We start from the raw sequence: 20,964 nt of genomic DNA, 5'->3' as shown, positions 1-20,964 counted from the left end.
ATGTCCACGCCCGAAACAGAACACCACGCCGTGCCTGACAACGCCCAACCGGCACGCGCCGGTCTGACCGCCAACGAAGCTGCGGTGCGGCTGGCGCACGACGGCCCGAATCTGCTGCCGGGCGCCGCGCCCAAGACCGCTTGGGCCATCGTGCTCGGCGTGCTGCGCGAGCCGATGTTCCTGATGCTGCTGGCCGCGGGCGGCATCTACCTGCTGCTGGGCGACCGTGGCGAGGCGCTGTTCCTGCTGGCCTTCGTGTTCGTGGTCATCGGCATCACCCTGGCGCAGGAGCGCAAGACGCAGCGCGCGCTGGAATCGCTGCGCGACCTGTCCGCACCGCGCGCGCTGGTGATCCGCGACGGCCAGGAGCGGCGCATTGCCGGGCGCGACGTGGTCGTGGGCGATGTGCTGGTGTTGCACGAGGGCGACCGCATTCCCGCCGATGCCCAGCTCATCGACGGCCAACTGGATGTCGACGAGTCGCTGCTCACCGGCGAGGCGGTGCCGGTGAGCAAGCTGTCCGACGCCAAGCTGCACCCGCCCGCCATACCAGGTGAAGGGGCGCTTGACCCCCACGCTTCGGCTACGCCTTCGCTGCTCCCCGATGAGGCTGCCATCGCCTTGGGGCGGCCCGGCGGCGATGGCGGCGCCACGCTGTTTGCCAGCACCGTGGTCACCAAGGGCGTGGGCCTGGCCGTGGTGCAGGCCACCGGCGCGCGCACCGCGGTGGGCGGCATCGGCGCGGCGCTGGCGGGCACCGCCGAGGTGGATTCCGGCCTGCAACGCGCCTCGCGCGGGCTCATCCGCAAGCTGACCGTGGTCGCGTTGCTGCTGGCCATGGCGCTGGTGCTGGTGAGCTGGCTGTGGGATGGCCGCTCGCCGCTGGAAGGACTGCTCGCCGGCATTGCGCTGGCGATGGCGATCCTGCCCGAGGAGATCCCGGTCATCCTCACCGTGTTCCTGGCGCTGGGCGCATGGCGGCTGTCCAAAAGCAGGGTGCTCACCCGCCGCGTGCCCGCAGTCGAGGCGCTGGGGGCGATTACCGTGCTCGCGGTAGACAAGACCGGCACGTTGACGCAGAACCGCATGCAGGTGGCCGAGCTCGCCGCCGGCGAAGCGGTGTTCCTGTCCAGCGCATCCGACTTGCCCGAGCCTTTCCATACCCTGGTCGAGTTCGCCATGCTGGCCACGCCGCTCGACCCTTTCGACCCGATGGAAAAAGCCATCCAGGGCTTCGGCCACACGCGGCTGGCCAACACCGAACATGTGCACGACGACCGCAGCCCGGCGCACCAGTACGACCTCGCCCGCGACATCCTGGCGATCACCCGCGTGTTCGCCGACACCCACCCCGACACCTATGTGCTGGCGACCAAGGGCGCGCCCGAGGCGGTGGCCGACCTGTGCCACCTGCCCGAGCCCGGGCGCGCCGCCATCCAGCGGCAGGTCGAGGCGATGGCCACGCGCGGCCTGCGCGTGCTGGGCGTGGCGCGTGGCACCTGGCAGGCGCCCGCGCCCGGAGCGCCGTGGCCTGCGAGCCAGCACGATTTCGATTTCACCTTCCTCGGGCTCATCGGCCTGCTCGACCCGCCACGCCCCGAGGTGCCTGCAGCGATTGCCGAATGCCGCGCCGCCGGGGTGCGCATCGTGATGATGACCGGCGACCACCCCGCCACCGCCCGCGCCATCGCCGCGCAGGTCGGGCTGTCCGATCGCGCCGAAGTCGTCACCGGGCCGGAACTGGCCGCGCTGGACGACGCCGCGCTGCGCGAGCGCCTGCGCCGGGTGGACGTGTGCGCGCGCCTCGCCCCTGAACACAAGCTGCGCCTGGTGCGCGCACTGCAGGCCGACGGCCAGGTGGTGGCGATGACCGGCGACGGCGTCAACGACGCCCCGGCGCTCAAGGCGGCGGACGTCGGTATCGCCATGGGCGAGCGTGGCACCGACGTAGCGCGCGAAGCCGCGGCCCTGGTGCTGCTCGACGACAGTTTTGCCAGCATCGTGCAGGCCATCCGCGGCGGACGGCGTATTTTCGACAACATCGCCAAGGCCACGCGCTTCGTGTTCGCGGTGCATATGCCGATCATCGCGCTGACGCTGTTGCCGGCGCTGCTGCACTGGCCGGTGCTGCTGTTGCCGGTGCACATCGTGCTGCTGGAATTGCTGATCGACCCGGCCTGCTCGATCGTGTTCGAAGCCGAACCGGCGGCTGCCGACCTCATGCGGCGCCCGCCGCGGCCACTGTCGGCCAGCCCGTTCACCCTTGGCAATATCGGCTACGCGCTGGCGCAAGGTCTGGGCATCGCCGCCGTGCTGCTGGCAGGACATGCCCTGCTGCACCACTTCACTACCTGGTCCGAGGCCGACTTGCGCTTGGTGGTGTTCACCGCGCTGGTGCTGGCTTTGTTCCTGCTGATCCTGGCCAACCGCGACCTGGCCCATGCCGCGCTGGCCAACTTGCGCGGCGACAACCCCTGGCTGGCGCGCATGTTCGTCGGCGTGGCGCTGGTGCTGGCGGCGGTCATGCTGATCCCCGGGCTACGCGCGGTGATGGGTTTCGCCAGCGTGGGCCTGCCGCCATTGGCCGCCGCGCTCGGTCTGCTGATCGCCTGCGGCCTGTGGCTGCAAACGCTGCGCTGGGCCGATGGCTGGCGTCTGCACTGGACACCGGCATAAAGCTCGGACAAGTCTGGAGATGCGCGTTGCACCGGTGTGCGCCCCGATCCATTTTCCCGGGGGCGGCACCTGCATCCTTGGGCGGGGATCTTCGCCTTCTTGTGTCCAGAACTCTCAAACCGGACGGAACCCGTCAGAGCAGGATCACCCCATGCCCAGCCCGATCAATCCCGCGTTTCCCGTTGCGCACGCGTTTCACATCAGTCTGCGCGTAGCCGATCTGGACCGCAGCACGGCGTTTTACGGCGCATTTCTCGGCACCGAGCTCAGGGATCGTACCGCGCTACAGCACCTTCATCGTGCCGAACCAGCGCCTGAATACACTGCTGCTGGTCGTGCGTGCCGAACACCGGCCTGGAGTTCGGCGTCGGCGCCCACGTGTTCGACACATTCCCGGAAGCGCGGGACAATTCTGGTACAAGGGACGCGGAGCATCACACCAGGGCTTTGACTACTCATAGCGCCACGGAATTGCCGATCCCGGACATCGGGTCGCAGGAGATCATATGAAAGCCGTCAGCATCGAACACTCGAAAGTCGTCTATTTCGCGGACTTCGCGTTTTATTTCGCGGCGGTCGTGCTGCTGCTCGGCATCCTGGCCAGGTTCGCGCCGCGTCAGGCGCTGCCCGGCGTGGTGCTGGCGGTGATCGGCGGCGTGGTGTGCTGGAGTCTGGTCGAATACCTGATGCACCGCGTGATCTTTCACGGCATCGAACCGTTCCAGCGCATGCACGGCGAACATCACCAGCGTCCGCAGGCATTGATCGCGACACCCACGGCGCTCAGCGCCGTGTTCATCCTGCTGCTGGTGTGGCTGCCGGCAACGCTGCTGGGCGGCGTCTGGCTGGGCCTCGGCGCCACGCTGGGCATGACTGCGGGCTATTTCGCCTACGGTCTCGTCCACCATGCCATGCATCATTGGCGCCCGCGCGGCGCCTGGATGCGGCAGCGCAAGCGCTTGCATGCGCTGCATCATCATGCCGCGCAACAGAACTACGGGGTGACCACGTCACTGTGGGACCACGTCTTCCGCAGCTACCAGTAGCCCCGGATCACCGCCATGACAGCGCATTCGCTTGGTGCGCGCGTCGGTCCTGCTCGTCATCCGTGGGGTCTGTGCCTGCGCGCAGGTTGATGCACCAATTCACTGAAGGAGTTCCAGACGATGTCCAGAATGCACTTGGAACGCCATCGCATGCAGCGCATCGGCTGGCTGCGTGCCGCGGTGCTGGGCGCCAATGACGGCATCGTCTCCACGGCGAGCTTGATCATCGGTGTCGCGTCGGCCCACGCCACGCACGGCGCGGTGCTGGTTGCGGGCGGCGCGGGTCTGGTGGCGGGCGCCATGTCGATGGCGGCTGGCGAGTATGTATCGGTCAGCTCGCAGGCGGATACCGAGCAGGCCGAGATCGCACGCGAACGGCAGGAATTGGCCAGCGACGGCGTGCACGAAGAGGCCGAACTGGCCGGCATTTATGTGCAACGGGGATTGGACCCGGCACTGGCCAGGCAGGTCGCCGTGCAGTTGATGGCCAAGGATGCGCTGGCGGCCCACACGCGCGACGAGCTTGGCATTTACGAATCCACGAGCGCGAAACCATTGCAGGCGGCGCTGGCCTCCGCACTCTCCTTCGCCGTTGGCGCGGCCCTGCCCTTGCTGGGCGCTCTGCTTTCCCCAAGCCGGCAACTGGCCCTGATCGTCGCTGCGGCATCGCTGTTCTTCCTGGCGGCGCTGGGCGGCCTGGCCGCCTACACCGGCGGTGCCGGCATCGCCCGCGGCGTCTTGCGGGTCACGTTCTGGGGCGCGCTGGCCATGGCCATCACGGCCGGCGTGGGCATGCTGTTTGGCGCCGCTGGCTGATCGGTCCATGGAGCCACGACGACAGATGCCGATGGTTGATTGATGCATCCAGGCGAGACGCCCGGAAGCCGCAGGTGTTGCCCCGCTCGCGTTCAGCGCGCGGCCGCAAAGCGGACACCCGCCGCGACTGCGGGTCGTTCGGCCTGCCACGCGCGCAATACATCCGGGCGCAACAATTGCACGCGGCGCCGCTCGATGCTGATCGCGCCAGCCGCCTGCAAGCGCGAAATCAGGCGACTGACGGTTTCCATGCTCAGACCGAGGAAATTGCCGATCTCGGCGCGCGTCATCGGCAACTCATAGCTGGATGATGCGGGATCGGTAGCGGGCAGCATGTCCGCAAGGTGCATGAAAAAGAACGCGATCTTCTGGGTGGCGCCCATGGCGCCCAGCATGTGCTGCAACTGCTCGGCTTGGGCCAGGCGCTCGGACACATAAGCCAGCAGGCGATCGAGGAGGCTGGCATCGCTTTCGGCCAGAGCTTCGATGGCCTGGATCGGAAACTCGCAAACCATCGCCGACTGCAATGCCACCAGGTCGGTGGCGTGCGTGCGGGTGGCGAAGCCGTCGAGACCGATCCAGTCCCGCGGCCCATGAAAACTGACGATCTGTTCACCGACCGCATCGCCGTCGGCATGCACTTGTTTGAAGGCGCCCTGCACGATCAGGTACAGAGTGCGAAACGGATCACCGCAACGCGCGAGGCGCTCGCCGCGATTCAGCACGATGGTCGCACTGGCACAATCGGCGACCCGCGTTTTAAGCGCAGGCTGCATGTCCGATGGCAGAAACGCCGCGCACGACGAATAGTTCAATTTCGAGTTGGGCGCAGGGCTGCGCGCGTAACGCTTCATGCGTATTGCCATCTATTCGCGATCAGCAGGAATGATGGCATATTCCTCCCAGCCCGGCGTGCAGGGGCGAGGAGCGTGGACGAACGCCCGAGATCTCGGCGCGACGTTCAATCGACCTCGAAAAACCGTGTCGTTTCGCAGACCGGGTATCGGTGCGACCGCAGATTGGCAAGCGTGTCGCTGATCTTCGGATCAAGCAACGATTGATCGATCGCATCCTGCGCGATCATCCCGTCGCTTGCCCTGTTTGGCGCAAGACGGGCACGAAATCCAGCCGTCGAGATGCCCTGGATGCTGTCTGCGCATGACACTGCTCCTGTCGTGAATCAGGCAGCCTAGGGTCGTGGCAGCCGACGCATCGCGGCGTCCTGATCGGCCGCGCGGCTGGCTGTCTCGCCCGCAGCAAGCTCGATGATCTCCTCGGTGATCGCTTCCTGTCGCACCTGTCGCTGGATCGCCTGCAAGGAGGTGAGTTGCCTGTCGATCTGCTGGTGCGCCGCCGTCATGGTTTCCATGCGTGCCTGATTCTCGGCGGCGAAGGCGTGCAACGCGGCATCGCAAAGCTGGGCATGCAGGTAGTCCGCGATGAGTTCTTGCAGGAGCTCGACCGGCGCGAGATTGACCAAGGGTGCCGCGCGCCGCGTCCTGTGCGGAAAGATCGAGGAGTCGAGCGGCAGCAGACGGCGACTTTCAACCTGGATCGGATGAGCGGGGTGCCAGCGGCTGAACACGACCTCGAGCCGCTCGATCGCGTGCGCGCTCATGCGCGCATACAGTGCCTCGACGATGCGATCGGCCAGCTTGGGTATGCCCTGGGTATGCGTGGGCATGGCATCGGTCCAGACTGGATGCAGGCCGCGTTCGGCTGTCGCCGTCAATCCATGGGTGCCGATCAGGAATAGTTGGGCATGCGGCAGTTGCGCGCCAGCGGCATCCAGGATGCGTTCACTGTACGCACCCGCAAAACCCTGTTCGGCGCCAAACAGCACCAGTGCACGGCCGGCAGTGGCCGGCGGCATGGCCATGCCGGTTGCGGGGACCAGTTCCAGCGCGCTGCCGATGGCGTCGGCGATCGCCGCGGCATAACTTTCGACCGCCGTGAGCTGATCACGCGCCTGCTGAGCACGCGCCGCCGCCATGCCGCGCATGGCGTTGACCACGGCACCAAGCTGCTGCGTGCCATGGATGCGGGCTTCGATTTCAGCGAGGCGTTCGGTCATGCCGATTCCGCCTGTGCTGCGGCGCTCGATGATGTCAGGGTTTGCAGATACTTGCGCAGGGTTTCGAGCAATGACTCCCGTGCGCTGTCCGGCAGTGTGCCCTGCTCCTGGATCGTGCGCACGGCCGCCGCCGCTCCGCCATCGAGCGCCTCTGCAAGACCTCGACGAAATGTCTCGACCTGAGGCAATGCCATGCCATCGAGCAGACCGGACTGCACCGCCAACACCAGCGCGACTTCCTCAGCCAGGCGCAAGGGTACGTGCTGCGGCTGGCCGAGAATGGCGCGGATCCGCGCCCCACGCGTGAGTTGCTGACGCACCCGCGTGTCGGGCATGCCACCAAAACGGGTGAAGATTTCCAGTTCGAGAAATTGCGCGTAGTCCAGGCGCAGCGTCTGCGCGGCTTGCCGCAACGCGGGGGCCTGGGTCTTGCCACCGACCCGGCTGACACTCACACCCACGTCCACCGAGGGCTTCAACCCCTCATCGAACAATCGCGCATTCAGCACGATCTGCCCGTCGGTAATCGAAATCAGATTGGTCGGAATATAGGCGCTGAGGTTGCCGGCATCGGTCTCGGCGATTGGCAGCGCGGTGAGCGAACCGCCACCCCTGGCCTTGGACAGCTTCGCAGCACGCTCCAGCAGCCGTGCATGCACATAGAACACGTCGCCAGGATAGGCCTCGCGGCCCGGCGACTGGCGCGTGAGCAAGGCGATTTCGCGGTGACTGGCGGCGTGCTTGCTCAGATCGTCGATGACGACCAATGCATGCTGGCCGCGATCACGGAAATGCTCGGCCATGGTGAAACCGGCAAATGGGGCAATCCACTGCAGGCCCGGCGCGCTGGATGCCGGCGCCACGACCACGATGCAGCGCTCGGGTGCGCCATGCGCCTGGATGGCATCGATGGCGCGGCGCACGTTCGCACTTTTCTGGCCCACCGCCACGTAGATACAGACGATGTCGCTGTATTTCTGGTTGATGATGGTGTCGATGGCGATGGTGGTCTTGCCGATGGCGCGATCGCCGATGATCAGTTCACGCTGCCCGCGTCCCAGCGCGAACAAGGTATCGATCACCAGCAGACCGGTCTGCACCGGCTGGGTCACCAGGTCGCGTTCGACGATGTCAGGTGCCGGGCGCTCGATGGGTTCCCGTGTATCGCTGGTGACCGATCCCCTGCCATCCAGCGGTCGCCCCAGCGGATCGACCACCCGTCCCAGCAGGGCGTCGCCGGTTGGCACGCGCACCACATCGCCGGTGCCGTGCACCACATCGCCAGCCTGCACTTCATCGATGCCATCGAGCAGTACGCAGCCAATGTGATCGCGCTCGAGCACCTGGGCAAATCCGAACTGCCCGCGCTCGAAGCGCAACAATTCATCGAGCCGCGCCTGTGGCAGACCCGACACCATGGCAATGCCATCGCTCACCGATTCCACACGGCCGATCTGTTCCGCCCGCGCCTCCAGCGCGGTAGAGCCGATGCGCTGCCTTGCACTTGCAAGCCATGCATCGGCGGGTGTTTCAGGCGTGTTCGACATCGCCGAGATCCTCCAGGATACGGGCGAGATCGGCTCGCCAGCTGTTGTTCACCACCAGGTGCGCGCTGTGCAGTTCCAGCCCGGCGATCAGCGCCGGGTCGGTGCTGAACGTCAACGCCATCGGCGTACCCAGAGCCGCGCCGATCTGCTCGGCATGATGGGCCTGCTCGACAGCATCCAGAGGCATGGCGCTGATGACATCGGCATTGCCGGTGCGCGCCAGCGCCTGCAGTGTCACCTCGGGCAGGACGCGCAAGTCATGCAGCAGCCAGCCGAGAAAGGCCTCGCGCACAGCGGCGGAGTCGAGCCGCGCGGCCAAGCGCTGGGCGATGCTTACGGCGAGCTGCGCGGCATGTTCCCGCCAGATGTGTTCCGCGGCAGCCTGCCGCCTGGCGAGCTCGACTTGCGCGGCATCCAGCACGGCTTGCGCCTGTTGCGCGGCAAGCAGCAAATGCTGGGCACGCATCTGTTCGATCTCGCCCTGTGCCTTGGCCAGCAAATCCGCGCGCTGTTGCGCCATCGTCGCGCGGAGTTGCACCACCTCGGCCAAAGTGGCATCGGCCTGGTCGCGCCGCGTGCGAGCCGATTCGAGCAATTCCTTCGCAGCCGCCTGACGCTTGGCAATGATGTCCGCCACTGGGCGCCAGAAATAGCGCCCAAGCAGCCAGACGAGGATCAGGACATTGATCGCCTGCAGGCCGATCGTCCACCAGTCGATGCTCATGCCGTCATTTCAGCAAGGGGTTGGCGAACAGCAGCAGGAGAGCGATCACCAGGCAGTAGATGGCCATGGTCTCGATCATCGCCAGGCCCACGAACAGGGTGCGTGAAATGGTGTTGGCCGCCTCAGGCTGGCGGGCGATGGCATCCATTGCGGCGGCCACCGCGCGTCCTTCGGCCAAGGCCGGGCCAATGGCGCCAAATGACACTGCAATAGCGGCAGAAGCAATGCTGACGAGCGCTAACCAGTTCATGGTGGGGTCCTTGTGGGTTCGGATTGGGGTGAAACGGATGGAGGCTTGCGGCGCCCCACGCCGACCGCTCCGGCGATGAATACCATCGCCAGCACGGCAAAAATATAGGCCTGCACCGCGCCGATCAGCAGATCAAGCGCCATCAGTGGAATGGGCACCAACAGGCCGGCCAGCGACAGCACGATGCCAATCACGAAGACACCGCTCATCACATTGCCAAACAAGGCTCGTCAGCGGAATCCGTGGGTGATTCCTGCGCTATCCGGCTGATGCCACCTCGCTCAAGAACCGGTACAGCTTTCTGCAGGTGCCGTCGAACGCATGTTGCTGGGCTTCGGTGATGCTGGGGTAGATCAGTGGGCCACCTTCGTCGTCAATGTAGTGGAGTAGCACGGCTGTTGGCGTCTTCATGCGCAGGCGCGGTTCGTCATGCAAGCGGCGCACGAGTTCGCCGCCGAGCATCCAGAGATGATCGCGGTGACGTGCCAAGGTCTTTCGACTGAGGTCGGTTGCCAGCAGATGCTGCAGGAATGGCGTGAGCGCTTCCAGCACGTTGCGACCGAAGTCGATGTCGCCATCGTCAAAGCACCAGCGGTGCGGCCACTCGGAGAGATCGGGGCAGAGCTCGGCCAACATTTGATCGTCGGGTTGGTATGAAATAGCGGGTTTGCCGCCACCTGCCAGATTCGACCTCCCCATGTTGATCACCCGCTTGCTGAATGCCTGTCACCACCATCCTGGTTTCGTGTATCAGGGTGCGCGCCTGCTCGAGGCCGAGAACACCATCGAGGTTGACGTGCGTCCTCGCCGCGGTTCGCGTCCGATCTGCTCGGGATGCGGAAAGCGCGGCAGCGGCTACGATACGCTGTCGGTGCGCCGCTTCGAGTTCATTCCGGTCTGGGGCTTCGCGGTGATTTTATTGTATGCCATGCGTCGAGTCGCCTGCCGTGGATGCGGCGTCAAGGTCGAACAGGTGCCCTGGGCGATTGGCAAGCACACGCTCTGCAAGGCGTACATGTTGTTCCTCGCGCAGTGGGCGCGCCGACTGTCCTGGCGAGAAACGGCGGTAGCGTTCCGCACCAGCTGGGAAAAGGTGTTTCACGCCGTGGCATGGGTGGTCGAGTGGGGGCTGGCGCATCGCGAGTGGGGGCCGCTGCGTGCCATCGGCGTCGACGAAATCCAGTACGGCCGCGGCCACGCGTATCTGACGCTGGTCTACCAGATCGATGCCGGCTTCACGCGGCTGCTTTGGGTCGGCAAGGAGCGCACCACGGCCAGCTTCCAGCGCTTCTTTGACCTGATCGGCAAAGATCTCGCGGCGCGGATCGCCTTCGTCTGCTCGGACATGTGGAAGCCCTACCTGAAGCTGATCGAGCAGAACTGCCCGAACGCACTGAACATTCTCGACCGTTTCCACGTCGTGGCGACGATCAACAAGGCGATCGACGAAGTGCGTGCCAACGAAGCCCGCCGGATGCACCAGGACGGCTATGAGCCTGTCCTGAAGAAGACCCGGTGGTGCGTGCTGAAGCGTCCGGGCAATCTGACGGGAAAACAGCGCGGCCGCCTGCGGGAACTGCTGAAGTACAACCTGAAGACGGTTCGCGCCTACCTGCTGAAGGAGGACTTCCAGAAGTTCTGGGAGTACGTGTCACCCACCTGGGCCGGCAGATTCCTCGATGAGTGGTGCACGCAGGTGATGCGCTCACAGATCGAGCCGATGAAGAAAGTCGCCGGCACGCTACGCCGACACCACGAGCTGCTGTTGAACTATTTCCGCGCCCGCAAGCAGTTCTCCAGCGGCGTCGTCGAGGGGCTCAACAACAAGTGCAAAGTCACCATGAGAAAAGCCTACGGATTTCGGACCTTCAGGGCGACAGAAATCGCGCTCTATCATGTGCTTGGCAAGCTACCTGAGCCGAAGCTCGCCCACAGGTTTTGCTGACGAGGCCCAAACAAACGCACGAACAGGGAAAACGTGCGCGTGAGGCTCTCGAAGAAATTCAGCGGAATCATCAGCGGACTCGGCGCTGCGAATGTCGCCAGATAACCGCGTATCCCGCCAGCACGAATACCAAAGCCGATCACGGCGATGAATACCAGCAGTGCCAGCGCCATATCCGTTTCGAGTTGCGCAGTCGGTGGCTTGACCCCGGGCATGAGCGAAGACCAATTGGCCAGAAAAATATAGACGAACAACGTACCGATGAAGGCGCGGTAAGGGCCTGGTTCAAGCTGCATGGTGTCGCGGATCTGCGCATCCACCGTGGCGACGACCAGCTCGAAAGCCGCCTGACTGCGCGAAGGCAGCAGTTGCAGGCGGCGTCTGAGCAGCGCGGCGCCGGACAGCAGCAATGCCATAATCACCCAAGTGGTCACCACGGCCTGCGTGATCGGTATCGGACCGAGATGGAACAGCGCCGGATTGTGCAGAGGCGATTGCATCAGCGATCCCGCCGCACGCGACGCATGACTACGAAGCGGCCCGCCAGTACGCCCGATGCCGTCAACAGCAAAACCATGGCGCCCGCCTGCGCCGCCAGAAACAGCAAGCCTGCCAGCAGGATGAACCGGCCGAATGCCATGGCCACGGTGGTCAGCACCTTGTGCCGGCCGGATACCAGTGCACGCGCATTCCTCCAGACGGCATGAAAATACGCGAACCCGGCAAGAAACCCCAGAAGCAACCCGGGCAGCAGCAACGGCCATGACGCATGCGCCGAGGCGGCGCGCAGAAGCCAGGTGTTCATGCGCGTTTGATCCAGTTCCAGGCCGACCAACTGCCCAGGATCAGCCCCAGGATCAGCAACGCGCCGGTGAACATCAGCCCTGTTCCGCAGGCGTGATCCAGCCAATGCCCCGCGAAGAGTCCAAGCAGCATCGGCACCACGATAGTCAAACCGAGCACGCCGATCTGCGCCAGATGGCGCGTGACCGAGGACTGGCCGTCGTCCGCTTGATGCTGCAGGCGCGTGCTGTGCAGGCGCGCCTGCCGTACCAGTGCGTCGTCGGCATCGTCCGGATGTACGGGCTTTTCGCTCATCACCCGATTCCGCTGCCACGGTACTGACCCGCGCGCAGGTAACGCATGATCAGTCGAATGGCATTGATCTGCAGGCGCGTGCCTTCCACGCGCTGCGTGCGCTCGAGGTCGAGATCGGCGCGGAAGCGCGCCAGTACGGCCGTGTCGAGCCGCGCGAGATCGTCACCCACCACGGCTTCGCGCGTGGCGATGCGTACTTCGCGTCCGCCGGACATGGTCAATACACCGCGGCGAACCGCGCAATAACGCTGCGCTCCATCGGCGCGTGTCCAGCTCACCACCGAGATCGACAGGCTGGTAAGGAAGTCGGCATGCCTGGGGAGAATGCCGAAACCGCCACTGGCGTCTTCGGCGCGCAGTGATTCCACACCGTCCTCATCGACTTCGATCGACAGCGGGGTGACGATGCGCAGCTTCATTTCGCCGCCCCCCCGGCGGATGTCGCACGTGTTGATGCCAGCTCTTTCTGCCGCGCATCGTCCAGTGTTCCCACCATGTACAGCGAGCTTTCCGCCCAGGCGTCGGCTTCTCCCTCGAGGATCGCGCGCACGCCAGCCAAGGTATCCGCGCGCGTCACGGTGCGCCCGGGCGTGCCCGTGAAGGCCTCGGTCACCATGAACGGCTGGCTGAGAAAGCGCTGCAAGCGCCGTGCGCGCTTGACCACCAGCCGGTCACTGGCGGCAAGCTCCTCCACGCCGAGCAAGGCGATGATGTCTTGCAGTTCCTTGAACCGCGCCAAGGTCTCGCGGGCGCGTTCGGCAATACGGTAGTGCTCCACGCCCACCACCAGCGGGTCGAGCAACGCCGACGTCGAGGCCAGGGGATCGACGGCCGGGTAAAAGCCCTCGGCGGCAAGCTGGCGCGACAGCATGATCATGCTGTCCATATGGCTGGAGATGGTCGTTACCGCCGGATCGGTGAAGTCGTCCGCCGGTACGTAGACCGCCTGGATCGCGGTGACCGCGGTGCCGGCCACCGAGGCGATGCGCTCCTGCAGCGCCGCCACTTCGCTGCCCAGGGTCGGCTGGTAGCCCACGCGCGAAGGCAGCCGGCCCAGCAGCGTCGACACTTCGCTTCCGGCCTGCACGAAGCGGAACACGTTGTCCATCAACAGCAGCACGTTCTGGCGTTTCTGGTCACGGAAGTATTCGGCAATCGTCAGGGCGCTGTGCGGCACCCGCCAGCGCGCACCGGGAGGTTCGTTCATCTGTCCGTAGACCAGCACCGTGCGCGCAAGCATGCCGGAATCGCGCATGTCGCTTAGCATCTCGTGCCCCTCGCGCAAGCGCTCGCCGACGCCCGCGAACACCGAAATGCCGCGGTACTTCTCGACCATCGCATGGATCAGTTCCATCACCAGCACGGTCTTGCCGACGCCCGCGCCACCGAACATCGCAGCCTTGCCTCCCTGCGCCATCGGCGCCAGCAGATCGATGACCTTGATCCCGGTTTCGAAGACCTCGATGGCCGCCGTCTCCTGCTCCAGCGTGGGTGGCGGATTGTGGATGCTGCGCAGGGGAGTATCGGCCGGCAGCGCCGGTCCAAGGTCACGCACGTGTCCGACCACGTCAAGCAGGCGTCCGAGTACTGCATCACCGACCGGGACCCGCACGGATGCCCCCGTGGATCGCACCGGCGTGCCGCGTGCCAGACCAGCCGTGTTTTGCAGGGCGATGCAACGCGCCGTATGCAAATTCAGGTGCCCCTGCACTTCGAGCAGCATGGCTCCGGGTCGATCCCAGGTGACACGCAACGCAGTGTGGACAGGGGGCAATGCCGAGTCGGCAAATTCCACGTCGACGATGGCACCGCGCACCGTGACGACCCTGCCTTGCGCAGGTTCAACGTCGTTCTTGTCCAGGCCGGTCATGGGCTTTGGCGTCCATATGTGCCTCGCACTATTCTACGTCGCTCGTTGCGGCGCCTCGGGCTGAAGAACGCTTGGATTTGACCTGGATCAATATGCGACACGATTGAGCAGGGGAAGATTGCATCGCCAACCTGATCTGGATGCCGGATCGCTCCGGATGGTTCCCTTGGTCAACCAGTCACGCACCGTGAGTCATCCATCATGACGGGCCCTCGTCGTACCGCGCTGTTGGTACTGGTGGCGGTGTTGGTTGTCGCGGTGATTGTTTTCTCGACGCCGTTGCGCACGCTGGTATTCGGCCCCGCGCAGGGGCCCGCCAACATCGTCGTTTCGGGCAACATCGAGGCACACCAGAGCGTGCTTGGCTTTACCGATGTCGAAGCCCCGATTACCTATTTGCCCTTCGATGAAGGCGAAGAAGTCAAGACCGGCGCCGTGCTCGCGCGTGTCGATGACCGGCTCTACCGGCAGCAGGTGCAGATGGATCTTGCCGCGCTGGGGACGGCCCGGGAGCAAGTTGCCGTCGATCAGAGCAGTCTTGCCGCGGCACGCAAGACCGTGGCCAGCGATCAACTGGACCTGACGCAGAAGCAGCGTGACCTGGCGCGCGATGCAACACTCACCAAGCCCGGTTTCGTCTCGCGCCAGACCTACGACCTCGCCGTAACCGCAGCAGGTCAATCGGCCGCGGTACTGGCGCGGGATGAGGCCCTGGTGAAAGTCGCGGTCGACAATGTCAGCCTGGCCGAGGCCAACCTCAAGACCGCGCAGGCCAAGGTTGCCCTGGATCGCGTGACCTTGTCCTACACCACGCTGCGCGCGCCCTTCAGCGGCGTGTTGGCGATACGTGAAGCCGAATTGGGCGAGGTGGCAGGACCCGGAGTCGCCATCTTCACCCTCGACGATTTGGGCCATGTCTGGCTGCGCGCTTATGTCAATGAGCAGGATCTGGGGCGCGTGCGTCTCGGTGAGCCGGTGACGGTCACCACGGATACGTATCCAGGTCACATTTATCACGGACGCATCGGCTTCATCGCCTCGCAAGCCGAATTCACGCCCAAGACGGTGGAAACCCACGCCGAGCGGGTAACCCTGGTCTATCGCATTCGTATCGACATCGACAACCCGAACCATGAGCTGTTGCCCGGCATGCCCGCGGATGCCTCGATCGCATTGTTGCCGGCCGGAAAATGAGCACGCTCGAGTTCGCCGTGCAGGTGCGCGCGCTGAGCAAAAGCTTTGGCCCGCTGCATGCGGTTCGCGGCGTCGAGTTCAGCGTCGAACCTGGCGAGATTTTCGGTTTGGTCGGACCCGATGGCGCGGGGAAAACCACCACCATGCGCATGCTTGCTGGCGTGCTGCGTCCGGATGCAGGTGCCGTCACGGTCGATGGCATCGACGTGACCGCCGACCCTGAAGCCGCCAAGTTGCGCTTGAGCTACATGCCACAGCGCTTCGGGTTGTATGACGACCTGAGCATCGCCGAGAACATTTTTTTCTATGCGGAGCTTTTCGGCGTGCCGCGCAAGCAGCGTATCGCGCGCAGCCAGGAATTGATGCGCGCCGCCGGGCTGACGGGATTCGAACGCAGGCTGGCCGGGCAACTCTCGGGCGGGATGAAGCAGAAACTCGGCTTGATCTGCGCGCTGATCCACACGCCGCGCGTGCTGCTGCTCGACGAGCCGACCACAGGCGTCGATCCGGTTTCGCGACGCGACTTCTGGGCCATCCTCTACAACCTGCGCGAGAGTGGTGTGGCGATCCTGATGGCCACCGCGTACATGGACGAGGCCGAACGTTGTTCGCGCCTGGCGCTGTTCCACGAGGGTGAAATTCGCCATTGCGACACGCCGGCGCGGCTGAAGGCCTCCATGCCCGGTGCGCTGTTGGCCATCAGCGCGCCGCAACCGCGTGCCGTGCGCGACGCGCTCGCGGGCAAACCCGGGGTGCTGGGGGTGTTGTTGATGGGCGATCAAGTGCATGTGCGGGTGGACGACGCCGCCCGCCGCATCCCCGAGCTGCGCGCGCTGCTGTCCAGGCAAGGCATGGCGGACGCGCAGATCGAACCGGCCGAGCCGGGGATCGAGGATGTCTTCGTGGCCTTGCTGGGTGCACCGGCAACATGAGCACCAGCACTGAATCCGCCGTTGTCGCTCGCGGCCTGACCAGGCGCTTCGGTCCTTTCACCGCGGTCGATCACCTGGATCTGTCCATTGCTCGCGGCGAGGTGATGGGCTTCATCGGTCCCAATGGCGCCGGCAAGTCCACCACCATCCGCATGTTCTGCGGCCTGCTCACGCCCAGCTCCGGCAATGCCACGGTGGCCGGGTTCGAGGTGGGCAGCCAGTCGCAAGCGGTGCGCGAGCACATCGGCTACATGTCGCAGAAGTTCTCGCTTTACGGCGATTTGACGGTACGTGAGAACTTGCACTTTTTCGGCGGCATCTATCACGTGCCACAACACGAGCTGCCCGAACGCATGGCGTTCGCCTTGTCCATGGCCGCGCTCAAGGGTCAGGAGGACGCGCTGGTGAATACGCTCGCGGGCGGCTGGAAGCAACGCCTGGCGCTGGGTTGCGCCATCCTGCACCGTCCGCCGGTACTGTTCCTCGATGAGCCGACCTCGGGCGTGGAACCCGCGGCGCGGCGCATGTTCTGGGATTTGATCCACGATCTGGCAAGCACTGGCGTCACCATTCTGGTGTCCACCCACTACATGGACGAGGCTGAATACTGCAACCGCATCGCCTTGATCGACCGCGGCAAACTGGTGGCCATGGGTAGCCCGGGCGAGCTGCGCGCCCATGGCCTGGGAGGCGATTTGCTCGAGGTCGCATGCAGCCCGCTGGGCGCCGCTCTCAAGGTGCTGACGGGTGCGCCGGGCGTGGTCGAAGCCGCCATTTTCGGCGACAAGCTGCACGTGGTGGTTACGGCAGACGGTTTGACCATCGACACCCTGTCGGTGTTTTTGACCCAGCACGGCATCCAGACGGGACCGACGCGCAAAGTGCTGCCCAGTCTGGAAGACGTGTTCGTGCGGCTGGTGTCGCACGCGCAGGACATGAGGAACGTGGCATGAACCTGCGCCGCCTGCTGGCGATGGCTTACAAGGAGGCCCTGCAGATCTGGCGCGATCCGCGCAGTCTGGCCATCGCGCTGCTCATGCCACTGATGCAGATGGGGCTGCTCGGCTATGGCGTGAGTCTGGACATCAAGCATGTGCCGATGTGCATGTACGACCAGGAAAACAGCCAGATCAGCCGCTCGATCGTCAATGCATTCGACGCCGGCGGCTGGTTTTCGATCAGCAAGGTACCGCACAGTCAGGCAGGCATTCGCAATGCGATGAACCGTGGCGACTGCATCGCGGCAGTCGTGATTCCGGTCGACTTCTCGCGCACGCTGGCCACCACGGGCACCGCCAATATACAGGCGGTGTTCGATGCCACCGATGTCAATACCACCAATATCGCTCTGGGCTATATCCAGGGTGTGGTGGCGCAGGTCAACGCACGGATCCAGACGCAATGGGCCGCCGCGCACGGCGTGCAGCCGTCGCAGCTCGGCCAGGTTGATCTGCAGCCCAGCACCTGGTTCAACGAAACACTGGACAGCCGCAACTTCATCATCCCTGGTGTTGTGGCGGTGATCCTCGCCCTGGTGGGCGCACAGCTGACCTCGCTGACCGTTTCGCGCGAGTGGGAGCGCGGCACCATGGAGCAGTTGATCTCGACCCCGGTGACCGCGCTCGAGGTCATGCTGGGCAAGCTCACTCCCTATTTCATCATCGGCATGGTGGATGCGGCAATCTGCCTGAGCCTGGCCGTGTTCTGGTTCGACGTGCCCTTTCACGGCACCTTGCTCACCCTGTTCGCGGCGACCGCATTATTCAGCCTGGTGATCCTCGGTATCGGTTACCTGATTTCGGTGCGCATCCGCAGTCAGCTTGGCGCCAGTCAGATCGCCCTGTATGTGACTTTGCTGCCGACCACGCTGCTCTCGGGCTATACCTTCCCGATCGATCAGATGCCGGCCCCCATCCAGACGCTGACCCTCATTGTCTATCCGCGCTATTACGTCACCATCCTGCGCGGCATTTTCCTCAAGGGCAGCGGCATCCTCGACCTGTGGCAGCCCCTGTCGGGCCTGGTGATTTTTGCCGTGATCATCATTTGGCTGGCCGCGCGCGCCTTCCACAAGCGATTGGACTAGGTCGATGTTCGAACGCCTCTCCGCGATGTTGACCAAGGAGTTCCTGCAGATTCGGCGTGATCGTGGCGCGATGCTGCGCCTGATCGTGCCCCTGGTCGTGCAAATGATGGTATTCGGCTATGCCGCGACGTTCACCGTGCACAACGTCAGCACCGTCGTGCTTGACCTCGACCAGAGCCAGGCCAGCCGCAGCCTGATTTCGCATTTCGTTGCATCGGGACGCTTCGATGTGGTCGAAGAAGCCAGGACCGATGCCCAGGTCAAGAGCGCCATCGATCAGAACGTGGCGCTGATGGCCATCGTCATCCACGCCGGGTTCCAGCGCGACCTGCAAAATGGCAAGGGCGCGCCGTTGCAGGTCATCCTGGATGGCACCAACTCCAACACCGCGCTGATCGCGCTGGGTTACATCAGTCAGATTGTCACGCAGTTTTCGAGCGACGAAGCCAGCAAACTGCTGCCCCCGCATGCCAGCCTTGCGCGACCCGAAATTGGCGTCACGCTGCAAACCCAGCCCTGGTTCAATTCGGGCCTGGAAGACCGCTGGTTTTTCATACCCGGCGTGATCGGCAGCCTGACCTTGCTGCAGGTGGTGAGCCTGACCGCTTTCGCGATCGTGCGCGAACGCGAGGTCGGCACGCTGGAACAGATCATGGTCAGCCCGATCCGGCCGGTCGAATTCATCCTCGGCAAGACCGTGCCGTTCTTTCTCATCGGGCTGGGCGACATCACCCTGGTCAGCACGATCGGCATCTTCTGGTTCAAGGTTCCGTTTATCGGCGATCCCCTGGTGATGCTGGCTGGCGCCACGCTCTTTTTGCTGGCAGCGATCGGCATCGGGCTGCTGCTGTCGACATTTTCCAAAACCCAGCAGCAGGCGTTCTCGCTCAACTTCTTTTTCGTCAACCCGCTGTTCATTCTCTCGGGCTTTGCCTTTCCGATCGCGGCCATGCCCACGGCTCTGCAGTGGTTCACGCTGATCAATCCGCTGCGTTACTTCCTGATCGTGATCCGCGCGGTCTTCCTCAAAGGGGTCGGATTCACGGTGCTGTGGCCCGATCTTGCGGCGATGGCGGCATTGGCCGCGGTCATGCTTACCGTGAGTGTGCTGCGCTTCCGCTCGTCATTGAATGCCTGATGCAGTTCAATGGCGCGTTTGCTGCCATTTCAAGCGCCTTCAACTGAAATCCGAAGTCGTTGCTGCGTGTCGGTGCAGCGGCAGAATCCGGGTTTGATGTTGTTCCAGCGTGAGCCCGTGGCCGTAGATGCCGAATGCCCAGGTGCTGAGCAGCCCGAGCAGGCTCACCCCGGCCATCAGGGCCAGCACGGTGGGCACACCCCACGCGGATTCGATCAAGGGCAAGGTCAGCACGCCCGCCGTCGCGCCGATTTTTGAAATCGCGGCGGCAAATCCGGATCCGGTTGCACGCAACTGCGTGGGGTACAGCTCGGTCGGCAGGATGAACGTGGTGCTGTTGGGCCCCATGTTCATGAACAGGTTGAACACCACGAAACCCGCGAACACCAGGGCGATGTGTTGTCCGGCGCCACCTGCCAGCAGCGTGCTGGCCCACAACACAAGCATGCCCGCCACCATGCCGGCAAAGCCGGTCACTTGCATGCGAATGCGGCCGAAGCGCGCCACCGCCCACAAGCCCAGCACAAAGCCCAGCAACCAGAACAGGTCGATCAACCCGGTGCCGCGCGCGAGCGCAGCAACCTGTTGCACCAGGGGCAGATGCGGCCCCTCGAAATGCAGGTCCGTCAGCAACAGCGCGGTGAACAGGCCCACTCCGTAGGTGGCGATATCCATCAGGAACCACGGCAGCGTGCATAGCAGCGTGCTGCGCAAATAAGCCGGGTGAAACAATTCGGCATAGCCCAGCGACTTTTTTGTGTGCGGCACGCGCGCGACGAAATGCACCGCGTCGCCCAGCCGCGAGGCCATGGCTTCCAGTTGCTGCCGGTCCACGGGCACGAAACGCGCCAGCATATGCACGGCTTCGCGATTACGTCCCTGTCCCATCAGCCAGCGCGGACTCTCGGCCATGTTGATGCGGGCCAGCAGAAACAGCACGGCGACCAGTGCCTGCATGCCGAGGAACCAGCGCCATGCCTCAATGCTTGGCGCCAGGTGCAGCAAGGCCATGGCCAGCAGGGCCGCCAGCAGCAACCCGAGTGCCTGGCAGGCAATGGTCGCCACCAGCATGCGGCTGCGTTTGCGGTGTGGCATGCACTCGGCGACATAGCTGCCACTGGCCGGGAAATCCATGCCGGCGCCGATGCCCACCACACATTGCGCAGCGATCAACAGCCAGGCATCCCAGGTCAGCGCGCTCACCATGGCGGCCAGCGCCAGCAGTCCCATGTCGAGCAGAAAGACCGGCTTGCGGCCGATGCGATCGGCCAGCCACCCGCCCAGTGCGCCGCCGGGCACGCCACCGGCGAACAGCGCCGCCGCGACCAGGCCCGTCTGCACCGGCGACAGGGCGAGATCACGTACCAGCAGGGGCATGGAGATGCCCAGCATGAACACCGCCAACCCGGTAATCAGCGTGCCGCCGCTGGCCAGCGCCCACGCCAGGACATGCGGCAGGCGCATCGGTGCGTCGTCGAGCAAACGAATGATCTGCGCATGGTCGGGGCTGACGGTTTCCGCTGCGGCAACTGGCGGATCGGGCGCGGCGGTCATCATGGATTGCGCAG

At 64.6% G+C, this 20,964-nt stretch carries 23 protein-coding genes; 10 read left to right on the top strand and 13 right to left on the bottom strand.

What is annotated here, in order from left to right; translation table 11 throughout:
* The 4 genes from Mschef_RS09415 (at position 1) to Mschef_RS09400 (ending at position 4,538) form a co-directional block, all read left to right on the top strand.
* Positions 1–2,676: a cation-translocating P-type ATPase gene (locus Mschef_RS09415; RefSeq protein WP_081127843.1), complete on the top strand. Its 2,676-nt coding sequence runs from the start codon at positions 1–3 to the stop codon at positions 2,674–2,676.
* Positions 2,645–3,127, top strand: a complete 483-nt coding sequence (locus Mschef_RS18435; protein WP_425480071.1) for a VOC family protein — start codon at positions 2,645–2,647, stop codon at positions 3,125–3,127. The genes Mschef_RS09415 and Mschef_RS18435 overlap by 32 nt, the downstream gene beginning before the upstream one ends.
* Positions 3,128–3,182: 55 nt before the next feature.
* Entirely contained in the window at positions 3,183–3,722 is a 540-nt protein-coding gene (locus Mschef_RS09405; RefSeq protein ID WP_081127841.1) for a sterol desaturase family protein, read from the top strand.
* A gap of 120 nt (positions 3,723–3,842) precedes the next feature.
* Complete coding sequence (locus tag Mschef_RS09400; protein ID WP_081127839.1) at positions 3,843–4,538, top strand: VIT1/CCC1 transporter family protein; 696 nt, start codon at positions 3,843–3,845, stop codon at positions 4,536–4,538.
* Between the two features lie 92 nt (positions 4,539–4,630).
* On the opposite strand, the gene Mschef_RS09395 is transcribed toward Mschef_RS09400, so the two are convergent.
* From Mschef_RS09395 to Mschef_RS09365, 7 genes are all read right to left on the bottom strand, one after another.
* Positions 4,631–5,392: a Crp/Fnr family transcriptional regulator gene (locus Mschef_RS09395; protein ID WP_168708865.1), complete on the bottom strand. Its 762-nt coding sequence runs from the start codon at positions 5,390–5,392 to the stop codon at positions 4,631–4,633.
* 335 nt (positions 5,393–5,727) lie between these two features.
* The gene (locus Mschef_RS09390; protein WP_081127835.1) at positions 5,728–6,612 is read right to left on the bottom strand and encodes a F0F1 ATP synthase subunit gamma; all 885 of its coding nucleotides are present in this window, start codon (positions 6,610–6,612) and stop codon (positions 5,728–5,730) included.
* Positions 6,609–8,159: a F0F1 ATP synthase subunit alpha gene (locus Mschef_RS09385; protein WP_081127833.1), complete on the bottom strand. Its 1,551-nt coding sequence runs from the start codon at positions 8,157–8,159 to the stop codon at positions 6,609–6,611. Before Mschef_RS09385 ends, Mschef_RS09390 begins: the two co-directional genes overlap by 4 nt.
* A complete protein-coding gene (locus Mschef_RS09380; RefSeq protein ID WP_081127831.1) occupies positions 8,143–8,883 on the bottom strand; it encodes a F0F1 ATP synthase subunit delta in 741 nt (246 codons plus the stop codon). Before Mschef_RS09380 ends, Mschef_RS09385 begins: the two co-directional genes overlap by 17 nt.
* Positions 8,884–8,887: 4 nt before the next feature.
* Positions 8,888–9,133, bottom strand: coding sequence for a F0F1 ATP synthase subunit C (locus Mschef_RS09375; protein ID WP_081127829.1), 246 nt, complete (start codon positions 9,131–9,133; stop codon positions 8,888–8,890).
* Positions 9,130–9,342, bottom strand: coding sequence for a FoF1 ATP synthase subunit a (locus Mschef_RS09370; RefSeq protein WP_197686769.1), 213 nt, complete (start codon positions 9,340–9,342; stop codon positions 9,130–9,132). The genes Mschef_RS09375 and Mschef_RS09370 overlap by 4 nt, the downstream gene beginning before the upstream one ends.
* 49 nt (positions 9,343–9,391) lie before the next feature.
* A complete protein-coding gene (locus Mschef_RS09365) occupies positions 9,392–9,841 on the bottom strand; it encodes a hypothetical protein (protein WP_197686697.1) in 450 nt (149 codons plus the stop codon).
* On the opposite strand from Mschef_RS09365, the gene Mschef_RS09360 reads away from it, so the two are divergent.
* A complete protein-coding gene (locus Mschef_RS09360) occupies positions 9,831–11,078 on the top strand; it encodes an ISL3 family transposase (protein WP_081125836.1) in 1,248 nt (415 codons plus the stop codon). The two genes, Mschef_RS09365 and Mschef_RS09360, sit on opposite strands and share 11 nt — an antisense overlap.
* Here the strand turns inward: Mschef_RS09360 and Mschef_RS09355 are convergent.
* Genes Mschef_RS09355 through atpD form a run of 5 tightly spaced genes read right to left on the bottom strand, consistent with a single transcriptional unit; the run spans position 11,027 to position 14,046 of the window.
* Positions 11,027–11,578 (bottom strand): F0F1 ATP synthase subunit A, encoded by a 552-nt coding sequence (locus Mschef_RS09355; protein ID WP_081127827.1) that lies wholly within the window; start codon positions 11,576–11,578, stop codon positions 11,027–11,029. The two genes, Mschef_RS09360 and Mschef_RS09355, sit on opposite strands and share 52 nt — an antisense overlap.
* Positions 11,578–11,883, bottom strand: a complete 306-nt coding sequence (locus Mschef_RS09350; RefSeq protein ID WP_081127825.1) for an N-ATPase subunit AtpR — start codon at positions 11,881–11,883, stop codon at positions 11,578–11,580. Before Mschef_RS09350 ends, Mschef_RS09355 begins: the two co-directional genes overlap by 1 nt.
* Positions 11,880–12,176, bottom strand: a complete 297-nt coding sequence (locus Mschef_RS09345; protein ID WP_081127823.1) for an AtpZ/AtpI family protein — start codon at positions 12,174–12,176, stop codon at positions 11,880–11,882. Before Mschef_RS09345 ends, Mschef_RS09350 begins: the two co-directional genes overlap by 4 nt.
* Entirely contained in the window at positions 12,176–12,595 is a 420-nt protein-coding gene (locus Mschef_RS09340; RefSeq protein WP_081127821.1) for a F0F1 ATP synthase subunit epsilon, read from the bottom strand. Before Mschef_RS09340 ends, Mschef_RS09345 begins: the two co-directional genes overlap by 1 nt.
* Positions 12,592–14,046: a F0F1 ATP synthase subunit beta gene (gene atpD / locus Mschef_RS09335; protein ID WP_081127819.1), complete on the bottom strand. Its 1,455-nt coding sequence runs from the start codon at positions 14,044–14,046 to the stop codon at positions 12,592–12,594. The genes Mschef_RS09340 and atpD overlap by 4 nt, the downstream gene beginning before the upstream one ends.
* Before the next feature lie 201 nt (positions 14,047–14,247).
* Between atpD and Mschef_RS09330 the strand changes: the two genes are divergently transcribed.
* Genes Mschef_RS09330 through Mschef_RS09310 form a run of 5 tightly spaced genes read left to right on the top strand, consistent with a single transcriptional unit; the run spans position 14,248 to position 19,396 of the window.
* Positions 14,248–15,240 (top strand): HlyD family secretion protein, encoded by a 993-nt coding sequence (locus Mschef_RS09330; RefSeq protein ID WP_081127817.1) that lies wholly within the window; start codon positions 14,248–14,250, stop codon positions 15,238–15,240.
* Positions 15,237–16,172: an ABC transporter ATP-binding protein gene (locus Mschef_RS09325; RefSeq protein ID WP_081127815.1), complete on the top strand. Its 936-nt coding sequence runs from the start codon at positions 15,237–15,239 to the stop codon at positions 16,170–16,172. Before Mschef_RS09330 ends, Mschef_RS09325 begins: the two co-directional genes overlap by 4 nt.
* Positions 16,169–17,125: an ABC transporter ATP-binding protein gene (locus tag Mschef_RS09320; protein ID WP_081127813.1), complete on the top strand. Its 957-nt coding sequence runs from the start codon at positions 16,169–16,171 to the stop codon at positions 17,123–17,125. Before Mschef_RS09325 ends, Mschef_RS09320 begins: the two co-directional genes overlap by 4 nt.
* Complete coding sequence (locus tag Mschef_RS09315) at positions 17,122–18,258, top strand: ABC transporter permease (RefSeq protein WP_081127811.1); 1,137 nt, start codon at positions 17,122–17,124, stop codon at positions 18,256–18,258. Before Mschef_RS09320 ends, Mschef_RS09315 begins: the two co-directional genes overlap by 4 nt.
* Positions 18,259–18,262: 4 nt before the next feature.
* Positions 18,263–19,396 carry an ABC transporter permease gene (locus Mschef_RS09310; protein ID WP_081127809.1) on the top strand — a complete coding sequence of 378 codons (1,134 nt, stop codon included), beginning with the start codon at positions 18,263–18,265 and terminating at the stop codon, positions 19,394–19,396.
* A gap of 39 nt (positions 19,397–19,435) precedes the next feature.
* Here Mschef_RS09310 and Mschef_RS09305 read toward each other — a convergent pair whose 3' ends face one another.
* A complete protein-coding gene (locus Mschef_RS09305) occupies positions 19,436–20,953 on the bottom strand; it encodes an MFS transporter (protein ID WP_081127807.1) in 1,518 nt (505 codons plus the stop codon).
* Between the last annotated feature and the right edge of the window lie 11 nt (positions 20,954–20,964).

The sequence above is a fragment of the Metallibacterium scheffleri genome (assembly GCF_002077135.1).
Classification (GTDB): domain Bacteria; phylum Pseudomonadota; class Gammaproteobacteria; order Xanthomonadales; family Rhodanobacteraceae; genus Metallibacterium; species Metallibacterium scheffleri.
The sequence above is the reverse complement of the archived record's forward strand: the minus strand, read 5'-3'. Positions and strand labels throughout refer to the sequence as shown.

Bases quoted from the DNA above. Each gene is read 5' to 3' on its own strand.
- Mschef_RS09390 (WP_081127835.1), bottom strand. From the start codon at position 6,612: ATGACCGAACGCCTCGCTGAAATCGAAGCCCGCATCCATGGCACGCAG.
- Mschef_RS09405 (WP_081127841.1), top strand. From the start codon at position 3,183: ATGAAAGCCGTCAGCATCGAACACTCGAAAGTCGTCTATTTCGCGGAC.
- Mschef_RS09360 (WP_081125836.1), top strand. From the start codon at position 9,831: ATGTTGATCACCCGCTTGCTGAATGCCTGTCACCACCATCCTGGTTTC.
- Mschef_RS09385 (WP_081127833.1), bottom strand. From the start codon at position 8,159: ATGTCGAACACGCCTGAAACACCCGCCGATGCATGGCTTGCAAGTGCA.
- Mschef_RS09400 (WP_081127839.1), top strand. From the start codon at position 3,843: ATGTCCAGAATGCACTTGGAACGCCATCGCATGCAGCGCATCGGCTGG.
- Mschef_RS09395 (WP_168708865.1), bottom strand. From the start codon at position 5,392: ATGAAGCGTTACGCGCGCAGCCCTGCGCCCAACTCGAAATTGAACTAT.
- Mschef_RS09315 (WP_081127811.1), top strand. From the start codon at position 17,122: ATGAACCTGCGCCGCCTGCTGGCGATGGCTTACAAGGAGGCCCTGCAG.
- Mschef_RS09325 (WP_081127815.1), top strand. From the start codon at position 15,237: ATGAGCACGCTCGAGTTCGCCGTGCAGGTGCGCGCGCTGAGCAAAAGC.
- Mschef_RS09350 (WP_081127825.1), bottom strand. From the start codon at position 11,883: ATGAACACCTGGCTTCTGCGCGCCGCCTCGGCGCATGCGTCATGGCCG.
- Mschef_RS09415 (WP_081127843.1), top strand. From the start codon at position 1: ATGTCCACGCCCGAAACAGAACACCACGCCGTGCCTGACAACGCCCAA.
- Mschef_RS09370 (WP_197686769.1), bottom strand. From the start codon at position 9,342: ATGAGCGGTGTCTTCGTGATTGGCATCGTGCTGTCGCTGGCCGGCCTG.
- atpD (WP_081127819.1), bottom strand. From the start codon at position 14,046: ATGACCGGCCTGGACAAGAACGACGTTGAACCTGCGCAAGGCAGGGTC.
- Mschef_RS09355 (WP_081127827.1), bottom strand. From the start codon at position 11,578: ATGCAATCGCCTCTGCACAATCCGGCGCTGTTCCATCTCGGTCCGATA.
- Mschef_RS09320 (WP_081127813.1), top strand. From the start codon at position 16,169: ATGAGCACCAGCACTGAATCCGCCGTTGTCGCTCGCGGCCTGACCAGG.
- Mschef_RS09340 (WP_081127821.1), bottom strand. From the start codon at position 12,595: ATGAAGCTGCGCATCGTCACCCCGCTGTCGATCGAAGTCGATGAGGAC.
- Mschef_RS18435 (WP_425480071.1), top strand. From the start codon at position 2,645: ATGGCTGGCGTCTGCACTGGACACCGGCATAAAGCTCGGACAAGTCTG.
- Mschef_RS09375 (WP_081127829.1), bottom strand. From the start codon at position 9,133: ATGAACTGGTTAGCGCTCGTCAGCATTGCTTCTGCCGCTATTGCAGTG.
- Mschef_RS09310 (WP_081127809.1), top strand. From the start codon at position 18,263: ATGTTCGAACGCCTCTCCGCGATGTTGACCAAGGAGTTCCTGCAGATT.
- Mschef_RS09380 (WP_081127831.1), bottom strand. From the start codon at position 8,883: ATGAGCATCGACTGGTGGACGATCGGCCTGCAGGCGATCAATGTCCTG.
- Mschef_RS09305 (WP_081127807.1), bottom strand. From the start codon at position 20,953: ATGATGACCGCCGCGCCCGATCCGCCAGTTGCCGCAGCGGAAACCGTC.
- Mschef_RS09345 (WP_081127823.1), bottom strand. From the start codon at position 12,176: ATGAGCGAAAAGCCCGTACATCCGGACGATGCCGACGACGCACTGGTA.
- Mschef_RS09330 (WP_081127817.1), top strand. From the start codon at position 14,248: ATGACGGGCCCTCGTCGTACCGCGCTGTTGGTACTGGTGGCGGTGTTG.